Raw genomic sequence first — 387 nt, 5'->3', positions numbered from 1 at the left:
GCTGATTTTTTGAAGGTATGGTCATCATCCAGTGCGTGTCACCACGGCTACGACTTGGTTGTTCGAGGTGCCCTTATGTATGTCGATTACCAAAAAGGAGCCGCTCTTGCAGGGGGCATGACATCGGCAGCGATTACCTTGGGCGGTCTGGCAGCCGGTGCATGTGGGATTGGCTCTGCTGTAGTTGGAGCGGTTAACCCCATGTCCACTCGCCGCGATCTTGAGTCCGGCATGATGGTAACGGCAGGGCGAACTAACCACCTCGTTGCCGGCAACACCGTCTGGAATCCAGCGTATCGGCAGCATGTATTAGGGCCTGTTAACACTAATGGCCTGAGCGAGTAAACTATCGGGTATGGAGATCACACCAGAGCAATTTTCCCTAAT

The 387-nt window shown here is 53.7% G+C and carries 1 pseudogene; it reads left to right on the top strand.

What is annotated here, in order from left to right:
- Positions 1-345 (top strand): annotated as a pseudogene (locus XpopCFBP1817_RS22420) (hypothetical protein); the annotation flags it as partial.
- Positions 346-387: the final 42 nt, after the last annotated feature.

Origin of the sequence: Xanthomonas populi (assembly GCF_002940065.1) — a bacterium.
GTDB lineage: Bacteria > Pseudomonadota > Gammaproteobacteria > Xanthomonadales > Xanthomonadaceae > Xanthomonas > Xanthomonas populi.
The sequence above is the reverse complement of the archived record's forward strand: the minus strand, read 5'-3'. Positions and strand labels throughout refer to the sequence as shown.